Below are 8,233 nucleotides of genomic sequence, written 5' to 3' on the forward strand. Positions count from 1 at the left end.
ATTGGTTTTTCATTTGAGAACCTTGGCCGATTTTGTGAGAGATTGAAGCTTATAGGCAGCTAACCCTCTTTTCTATACCAAAGTGTGTCGGTTATTATGGCAATCTAAGTTATAATGATACTTTTTCCGGAGCTAAAAGGGTAAAAACGGTGTCAGCTGCAAGCTTTAAGGCTGATGCTCCGAGCTCTCTAGCTTATTATCAAGATAATGTTAATCAATATAAAATTTCAAGTCGCGGTGGCGAGATGAATATATTGATCATTGAAGCCAACTCCCCAAGTAAAGCTGAAACGATCATTTTCTTTAATGGATTATCGCAAGTGATGCCGGACTGGAGTCCTGTTTTGATCGAAAAGTTAGTGGGAGCGTATAATTTGTTGTTTATGGATTATCCTGGGATAGGAGGAACGGTAGCGGTTAAAGGGAATGATTTCAATTTCATAAATATTCCAATAATATCAATGATATATAAGATTCATTGCCTGACTCTTATGCGAATGTCACAGGGGGGATATTCATTTAGTTGCGTGGTCTTTGGGAACCTTAGTCGCCTTAAAATCGATAGCGCCATTGAGTGAAGCAAGACGCTTGAAGAAGTTGATCTTGTTTTCTTCAAAACCAGGAGGTGAAGGTGCTTCCCCTCTTGCTTACTCATATGGAAATGCAGCGCCTTGTGTCAAAAGCGTCGCTTCAGAGTTATCTAAGCAAGGTGCGGACTGGTATGCGCATACTGCTAGAAAATTAAAACAAAATGAGTTTAAATTACTGTTTCCTTATAAATATCAAGCTATTTTAGAGAGTACAGCGGCTTATAGAGATTGTACTGCAAGTCATGCTGGAGAAGCATTAACCGTTGAGGTCGACTCTAGATTTAAGCACCAGTATTACAAAATTGGATATTTGTTTTTGAAAAATAGAATAGACACGTTATGGCATGGCGGTATACCGAGTGAAGTTTATAAGTGCCTGAGATGAAGTTATCCGGAATTTTGTTTGATTTTTAAGCTCCCAAAGTATGCCGATTACCTGATAACACATGAGTTTCTGCTTTCTAAAGGGCTAAATTCAACCTTTGAAAACTTTTACTTAAGTACTTAACCAAGAAAGACAAACGGTCAGTGATTGGGATAGATACAGTGAATTAGATAAGGATTATTCTCTTGAAAATGATAGTGGCAATGATGCGATTTGCAAACGGTGAGATTAACTGATCTGGTGGTGATTTCTGAATGCCCTGACTTATCAAAAAAAGTGGATAGTATAAAGGTTGTTCATGGCAAAAAAGATATGTTTATGCAATATCGTTATGGTCGTTCATTAGTGGATGCTTTAAATATGGCGAGTCCCAATATTGCTATTTTAGAGTTATTCGATGATGCTGGGCACGCATACTTTTTGCAAGAGTCTTATCAGTTAATACCGAGTATGTTTCAATGATGTCATTCACCTCTATTTTTCACTTTAGGCTATGGTTTTATTATTTTTGGATTTAAAATAGTAGAATCAAGAATGTTGTAGGTTGTTGTGGCAGGTGTTTTTTTGTACAAAAACGCTATATTTCCCGAGGTTTTTTCTTTGGTTTTGGACTTTTCCGCCTTCCTCCATTTAAATGACGTTTTTATTATGAGTGCTTGCTAAAATCAGGTTTAAACTGAGGTGATTTGTATCTGGCTGGTTAACAGGTAGAATAACGATCATATTCTCCTATTTTTATTGATGGCTAGAGAGAGACTTATGCATTTACATATTTTGGGCATTTGTGGCACCTTTATGGGCGGTTTGGCCCTGTTAGCGCGATCGAAAGGGCACAAAGTGACGGGTTGTGATCTCAATGTTTATCCTCCCATGAGTACGCAATTACAAGAGCAGGGCATAGGATTAATTCAAGGCTATGATCCTCAGCAATTAGGCCAAAATGAAGACGAGTATCCTGATTTAGTGGTCATTGGCAATGCGATGAGTCGAGGCAATCTTTGCGTTGAAGCGGTGCTAAACAAAGGTATCTCTTACACTTCTGGGCCGCAATTTTTAGCCGAACATATTTTGAATGATAAATGGGTGTTGGCAGTCTCTGGGACCCATGGAAAAACCTCTACGGCGAGTATGTTGGCATGGATTTTAGACGATTGTGGTTATACACCCGGTTTTTTGATTGGTGGCGTACCGCAAAATTTAGGCGTATCGGCCCGCTTGGGTGATTCGCCTTTTTTTGTGGTGGAAGCCGATGAATATGACAGTGCCTTTTTTGATAAGCGCTCTAAATTTGTGCATTATCGTCCCCGTACCTTAGTGGTGAATAATTTAGAATTTGATCATGCCGATATTTTCGATGATTTGAGCGCGATCCAAAAACAATTTCATCACCTTATTCGCACGGTACCGGGACAAGGGAAAATTATTTGGCCTGTTAACTGCGCAGCAATAGCAGAAGTGATGGATATGGGGTGTTGGAGCGAGCAAGAAACCTTAGATCCTGCGATGAGCAATACTCAGTCAAGTGAGCCGATTAACGCGCTGCTAAATGATCAGATAAATGATATTCAGGCTGATTGGTATGGACAAGCCCTGAGTGATGATGCCCATGAATTTGATGTGTTTCTGAAAGGCAAAAAGCAAGGTACGGTTAGATGGGACCTCATTGGGCAGCATAATATTGATAATGGGTTAATGGCCATTGCCGCTGCGCGCCATGTGGGTGTGACTCCAGAGGCGGCTATTACTGCACTTGGACAATTCATGCCCCCAAAAAGGCGGATGGAATTATTAGAGACCGTCAAAGGGGTGGCGATATATGATGACTTTGCGCATCATCCTACGGCCATTGCAACGTCAGTCGCGGGTATGCGGGCTAAAATAGGCCTCGGTAGGATGACGCTTATCATTGAACCTCGATCGAACACCATGAAAGCAGGCGTTCATAAAGAGACTTTAGCCGATTCTTTTATGGGAAGCGACGAGGTGTATTTATATCAAGCGGATAAATTAGACTGGGATATGCAAGAGGATGTGTCTCAAGCTAGCATGCCTGTTAAGGTGCTATCAGAGCTGGATGATATAATTGCTCAAGTGATCGCTAAGGCTAAAAGTGGTGATACCATTATTATAATGAGTAACGGTGGATTTGGTGGCTTACATCAGACATTAATCAAGGCGCTTAAGCTAACGGAAGCGCTCATTGACACTCATGTTAAAAGTGCTAAAGATAAAGGCGTTGAAGGTAAGGCCGCTAAAAGCAATGCTAACACGGGCAATAACGATAAGGGGGATAGCCTTAAGTTGGCTTGATAAAAGTGTCATTACTGACAAAGTATTTTGTATTATTTAATTGAACTATTTAGGACAAATAATGACTTACACGCGTTCCAAGCGAGCAATAAGTTTGGCTTGGACAGGCGCATCGGGTGCGCCTTATGGTTTAAAATTACTTTTTTGCTTATTGCAGGCAGATTATCAAGTCTTTTTGATGATTTCGAAGGCCGCAAGAGTGGTGTTAGCCACAGAAAGTGACTTAAAGATCAGTAGCCATAGTGATAAAGCACAGCTGCAATTAATACAGCATTTTGCAGCGGTTTATGGTGTTGAGCCATCAACGATTTCGGGAGAGTTATGCGTGCTCGGGCAAGATGAGTGGTTTTCTCCTCCTGCATCGGGTTCTGCTGCGCCTAAGCAGATGGTGATTTGTCCTTGCAGTACCGGAACGCTTGCGGCGGTTGCGACGGGTATGAGTAATCATCTACTTGAGCGTGCAGCCGATGTGGTATTAAAAGAGCGGGGGCAACTTTTATTGGTGCCCAGAGAAACCCCTTTTAATGCCATTCACTTAGAGCATATGTTGTCGCTTTCTAGACTCGGGGCGACGATTATGCCGGCTGCGCCGGGTTTTTATCATGATCCCAAATCGGTTGAAGATCTGGTAGACTTCATGGTCGCTCGAATATTGGATCATTTGGGCGTCGAGCATACATTAACGAATCGTTGGGGTTACGATCAGCGTGATCCTAATCTTAAGTGATCCGCGCGTTGGATTGTTTGGATAAAGTTAGCAGTTAAATCGACAATTGAGAGTGATATGAAACACACGATTGAAGTAATGATCTCAACAGATGAGATTGATCAGAAGCTAGATGTATTAGCCGATAAAATTAACGCGCATTATGCTGATAGTGAACGTTTATTGATGGTAGGATTATTAAAGGGCTCTGTGGTTTTTATGGCGGATTTATGTCGTCGTATTAAAGGTCATGTCGAAATCGATTTTATGTCGGTATCGAGTTATGGCAAAGCAATGACTAGCTCTCGTGATGTTAAAATTTTAAAAGATGTTCAGTCTGAAATTCAAGGTCGAGATGTGTTGATCGTTGAAGATTTAATTGATTCGGGTAATACCCTCAATAAAGTACGTGAAATGTTGTTGTTACGTGAGCCGAAAAGTTTGGCCTTATGTACTTTATTGGATAAGCCCGAACGTCGTGAAGTTGAAGTACCTGTTGATTTTATTGGTTTTACTATTTCGGATGAATTTATCGTGGGTTATGGCATCGATTATGCGGAGAAGTATCGTAATCTCCCTTATATAGCAAAAGTGATTCCATTAGATTAAACCTTATTGGTCTTATTTATAATGATTGAATATTAGGTTTGTTGTCATTTTAAAAATTCGCCTTTGACATACCCCTTAACCTCCTGTCTACGCAGGAGTTTTTTGTTTTTAGACTCAAGTATTATTCGTCTATGATGTGATGTAAATTTAACTGGCTAATACTATCGGTCATTTGGTAGCATTGCTTAACTTGGGTCTTTATGTTCGACCTTCAGTCAACGTTATTAAAGCCATTTTCTCAACACTTTCAAAAGAACACTCCCCAATGCAGGCGTTTTTCTTTTTTATCGGATAAATACAATGGAAAATATTGAGTATGCTCTCGTCCTTGAAGAGGTGAAAAAAACCTATAAAGGTGGCGTTGAAGCGGTTAAAGGGATCAGCTTAAAAGTTAGACAAGGGGATTTTTACGCACTACTAGGCCCTAACGGAGCCGGTAAATCTACCACAATTGGCATCATTAGCTCTTTGGTACAAAAAACATCTGGGCAAGTCTCTGTTTTTAATCATGACTTAGATTCTGAATTAGACAGGGCTAAATTGTGTATCGGTTTGGTTCCACAAGAGTTTAATTTCAATCAATTTGAAACGGTTTTGCAAATTGTCATGAATCAAGCGGGCTATTATGGCGTGGCTAAAACAGAGGCCTTAATTAGAGCAGAGAAATATTTGTGTCAGCTGGATTTATGGGAAAAACGAAATAGTCCTGCTCGTGCTTTATCGGGTGGCATGAAGCGAAGATTGATGATTGCTCGTGCATTAATGCACCAACCACAATTGCTGATTTTAGATGAGCCGACTGCGGGGGTTGATATTGAATTACGCCGCTCTATGTGGACCTTCTTAACTGAGCTTAATGCACAAGGTGTGACCATTATTTTGACAACCCATTATCTTGAAGAAGCCGAAATGCTGTGTAGGAATATTGGTATTATTGATAAAGGAGAGTTAGTTGAAAATACCACAATGAAAAGCTTACTCAGTCGATTGGATCTTGAAACTTTCATTTTAGATTTAGGTGAAAATAGAACAGAGGCACCAGAGATTAGCGGATTTCCGATGCGTTTGACTGCGCCGCATACTTTGGAAATTAATGTGGAAAAAGATCAAAGTATTAATCAAGTGTTTGCGCTTTTGAGTCAACAAAATATTGATGTGTTATCGATGCGTAATAAGGCTAATCGTCTCGAGGAGCTATTTGTGAGATTAGTGGAAAAGGCGAAAGGAAAAAAATCATGAATATGAGAGCCCTATACTTTGTTGCCTTTAAAAGTATTTTGAAGAAAGAGATCACTCGCTTTACCCGAATCTGGGTACAAACGTTAGTGCCTCCAGCGATAAGCATGACCTTATATTTTCTTATTTTTGGCAACTTAGTGGGGAAACGTATTGGCGAAATGGGGGGGGTGTCCTATATGGAGTTTATTGCGCCGGGTTTGATTATGATGTCGGTGATCACCAGTTCCTATTCGAACGTGGCTTCTTCTTTTTTTAGTGCAAAATTCCAACGCAATTTAGAAGAGTTAATGGTGGCGCCAGTACCTCATTATGTGATGATCGCCGGGTATGTTGGTGGGGGCGTGGTACGAGGATTATTAGTCGGTGTAATTGTGACGGCAGTGGCATTGTTTTTTGTCGATTTCTCGCTTTATAACTTACCCTTAGTGTTATTAACGGTATTGATAACATCGATACTTTTTTCGTTAGCTGGGTTGATTAATGCCGTCTTTGCCAAGAGTTTTGATGATATTAGTATCATCCCCACTTTTGTGTTGACGCCACTGACTTATTTAGGTGGTGTGTTTTACTCTCTATCTTTATTGCCCCCATTTTGGCAAGGTGTTTCTACCTTAAACCCAGTAGTTTACATGATTAATACCTTTCGTTATGGTTTTTTAGGGATAGCGGATATCAGTGTGCCTTTTTCAGTTGCAGTGATGGTTGCTTTTTGTATGGGCTTTTGGTTTGTGGCTTACTATCTCATTTCTAGAGGAATAGGTTTACGCAGTTAATTGACCCGTTTTGTGGTTTCTGGCTACAGCGTTTGTAGGAAGGCTATACCCGCTCCATTAGGCTTGTTTCAATAACCCAAAAATGGCTGCAGAAAACATCACCAAAGATCAACAGCCTTTAGACTAAGACCGCCTTTATGGGCGGTTTTTTATATGTCATCTATTTTCAATGGATGACAGTAATGTGACAAAAATAATGGATGAAAAAATAAGAGTGTTTACCCAAACTCTTTAATTATAAGATTTCACGATAAAATGCATTTTTCAAGGATTAAGGTTTATAACGCTCCTATGGATCCGGTTCCAGAATTCCCCGTACTCTGTCTGCCGACGGTATACATGAGCTCGGTTCTGAGTTCAATAGCAGCATTCGCTTTAGAATCCCACATATTCTTGGGCTGATAACCAAAGCCTTTCACCATGCCTTCTAATGTGCCGGCGAATAATGAACCTATCTTAGCTCTGGTGCTGACGATTAGACCTGCATCACCCGTCGTTTTGACTTTCTTTGTGAAAGAGCCAAAAGTCATCACACCGATGGCTTCGCCTAATTGACTGCCCGCAACACAGTCATCGATTTGTTCACCATAAAAAGAACCTAAATAACCACCTGCACCACAGCCAATTGCCGCGCCAATGGCACCGACTACAAAGCCTTCAGTGATACTCTTGGTGGATTGCATCGATTGCCAAGTGGCGCTCGGTCCAGCCCATCCTGTTAAAATTAAGTCGTTAAATCCAGCAATATTATCGGGTAATATATTGGCATCAAACATATCAATATACCCAAAAGCGTATAAATTAACTGAGAATCCATAGGTGGCTTTATGTTTCATATACTTATAATCGTATACGGCCACTTTTGTGGGACTGCCAAGGATATCAACGGTTTTCATGTTAGTCCGTACGAGGGGGAAATTAAATGAGTGACTGCGTTTTAGTCCCATTTCGGCATAGTAACCGCCTTTTTTAGCTTGCTCTGGCCTGAAAGTCGGTTGATAAACTTCATCGGCCAATGTGACTTGAAAGTTAGCGACAGGACTTTTGCATTTTTCAGATTTGCATTCTCCATAAGTATCCAAATCGCTGACCCATTTAGACGGGGTGTAATTTAGCTCAAGAATAATGGTTGAGTTAACACCTGAACTGTCAGCCATATTGGTGCCGACTAAATTACTACTGAAACCGACTTGCATACGAAATCTAAGCCTGATTTTCATATTATATTTTGCTAAAAAGGTTTGTAAATCAGTGATGCTTGGCATGGTATCAAAGTATAAGGTACCGTTATTATTTGCGAGTTCAAAGGTTTTCTCTGGATTCGATTCTATTTGATCTAAAGCAGTAATATCATTTTCATAATCATTAGAGTCGAGTAACACACCCGCGCTGAAATTAGCCCCGTCTTCGGTATTGGTTTCACACATTTCAAAAGCAGCATTGCTCTGTTTGCAACGCATAAAATTAAGATAATGGCCCAGTTCTTCTAGATAAAGCCCAATGAGATTGTCTCTTAGATTGCCATAATAACCGACACACTTTGGTATAGAAAAGAGGGTTAGCTGCCTATAAGCTTCAATCTCTCACAAAATCGGCCAAGGTTCTCAAATGAAAAACCAAT

8 protein-coding genes and 1 pseudogene are annotated in these 8,233 nt (G+C 40.3%); 8 read left to right on the plus strand and 1 reads right to left on the minus strand.

Translation table 11 applies throughout. The features are described 5' to 3' along the window. Positions 1–149: 149 nt before the first annotated feature. From L2764_RS24620 to L2764_RS24655, 8 genes and pseudogenes are all read left to right on the plus strand, one after another. Positions 150–578, plus strand: coding sequence for a hypothetical protein (locus tag L2764_RS24620; RefSeq protein ID WP_248943010.1), 429 nt, complete (start codon positions 150–152; stop codon positions 576–578). A gap of 25 nt (positions 579–603) precedes the next feature. Continuing rightward, entirely contained in the window at positions 604–975 is a 372-nt protein-coding gene (locus tag L2764_RS24625; RefSeq protein WP_248943011.1) for a hypothetical protein, read from the plus strand. 213 nt (positions 976–1,188) lie between these two features. Then, a complete protein-coding gene (locus tag L2764_RS24630; RefSeq protein WP_248943012.1) occupies positions 1,189–1,437 on the plus strand; it encodes a hypothetical protein in 249 nt (82 codons plus the stop codon). A gap of 297 nt (positions 1,438–1,734) precedes the next feature. After that, positions 1,735–3,159: pseudogene (gene mpl, locus L2764_RS24635) on the plus strand (UDP-N-acetylmuramate:L-alanyl-gamma-D-glutamyl-meso-diaminopimelate ligase); the annotation flags it as partial. 187 nt (positions 3,160–3,346) lie between these two features. Next, the gene (locus L2764_RS24640) at positions 3,347–4,012 is read left to right on the plus strand and encodes a flavin prenyltransferase UbiX (protein ID WP_248943014.1); all 666 of its coding nucleotides are present in this window, start codon (positions 3,347–3,349) and stop codon (positions 4,010–4,012) included. A gap of 57 nt (positions 4,013–4,069) precedes the next feature. After that, positions 4,070–4,600, plus strand: a complete 531-nt coding sequence (gene hpt, locus L2764_RS24645) for a hypoxanthine phosphoribosyltransferase (protein WP_248943015.1) — start codon at positions 4,070–4,072, stop codon at positions 4,598–4,600. Positions 4,601–4,900: 300 nt separating this feature from the next. Further along, positions 4,901–5,839, plus strand: a complete 939-nt coding sequence (locus L2764_RS24650; protein WP_248943016.1) for an ABC transporter ATP-binding protein — start codon at positions 4,901–4,903, stop codon at positions 5,837–5,839. A 2-nt stretch (positions 5,840–5,841) separates the two neighbouring features. Beyond that, the gene (locus L2764_RS24655; protein ID WP_248943018.1) at positions 5,842–6,612 is read left to right on the plus strand and encodes an ABC transporter permease; all 771 of its coding nucleotides are present in this window, start codon (positions 5,842–5,844) and stop codon (positions 6,610–6,612) included. A 278-nt stretch (positions 6,613–6,890) separates the two neighbouring features. On the opposite strand, the gene L2764_RS24660 is transcribed toward L2764_RS24655, so the two are convergent. After that, complete coding sequence (locus L2764_RS24660; RefSeq protein ID WP_248943017.1) at positions 6,891–8,072, minus strand: hypothetical protein; 1,182 nt, start codon at positions 8,070–8,072, stop codon at positions 6,891–6,893. Positions 8,073–8,233: the final 161 nt, after the last annotated feature.

The sequence above is a fragment of the Shewanella surugensis genome (assembly GCF_023284005.1).
GTDB lineage: Bacteria > Pseudomonadota > Gammaproteobacteria > Enterobacterales > Shewanellaceae > Shewanella > Shewanella surugensis.

What these genes read in the sequence shown, in the direction of transcription:
- L2764_RS24640 (WP_248943014.1), top strand. Translation starts at nt 3,347, where the DNA reads ATGACTTACACGCGTTCCAAGCGAGCAATAAGTTTGGCTTGGACAGGC.
- hpt (WP_248943015.1), top strand. Translation starts at nt 4,070, where the DNA reads ATGAAACACACGATTGAAGTAATGATCTCAACAGATGAGATTGATCAG.
- L2764_RS24650 (WP_248943016.1), top strand. Translation starts at nt 4,901, where the DNA reads ATGGAAAATATTGAGTATGCTCTCGTCCTTGAAGAGGTGAAAAAAACC.
- L2764_RS24655 (WP_248943018.1), top strand. Translation starts at nt 5,842, where the DNA reads ATGAGAGCCCTATACTTTGTTGCCTTTAAAAGTATTTTGAAGAAAGAG.
- L2764_RS24660 (WP_248943017.1), bottom strand. Translation starts at nt 8,072, where the DNA reads ATGCGTTGCAAACAGAGCAATGCTGCTTTTGAAATGTGTGAAACCAAT.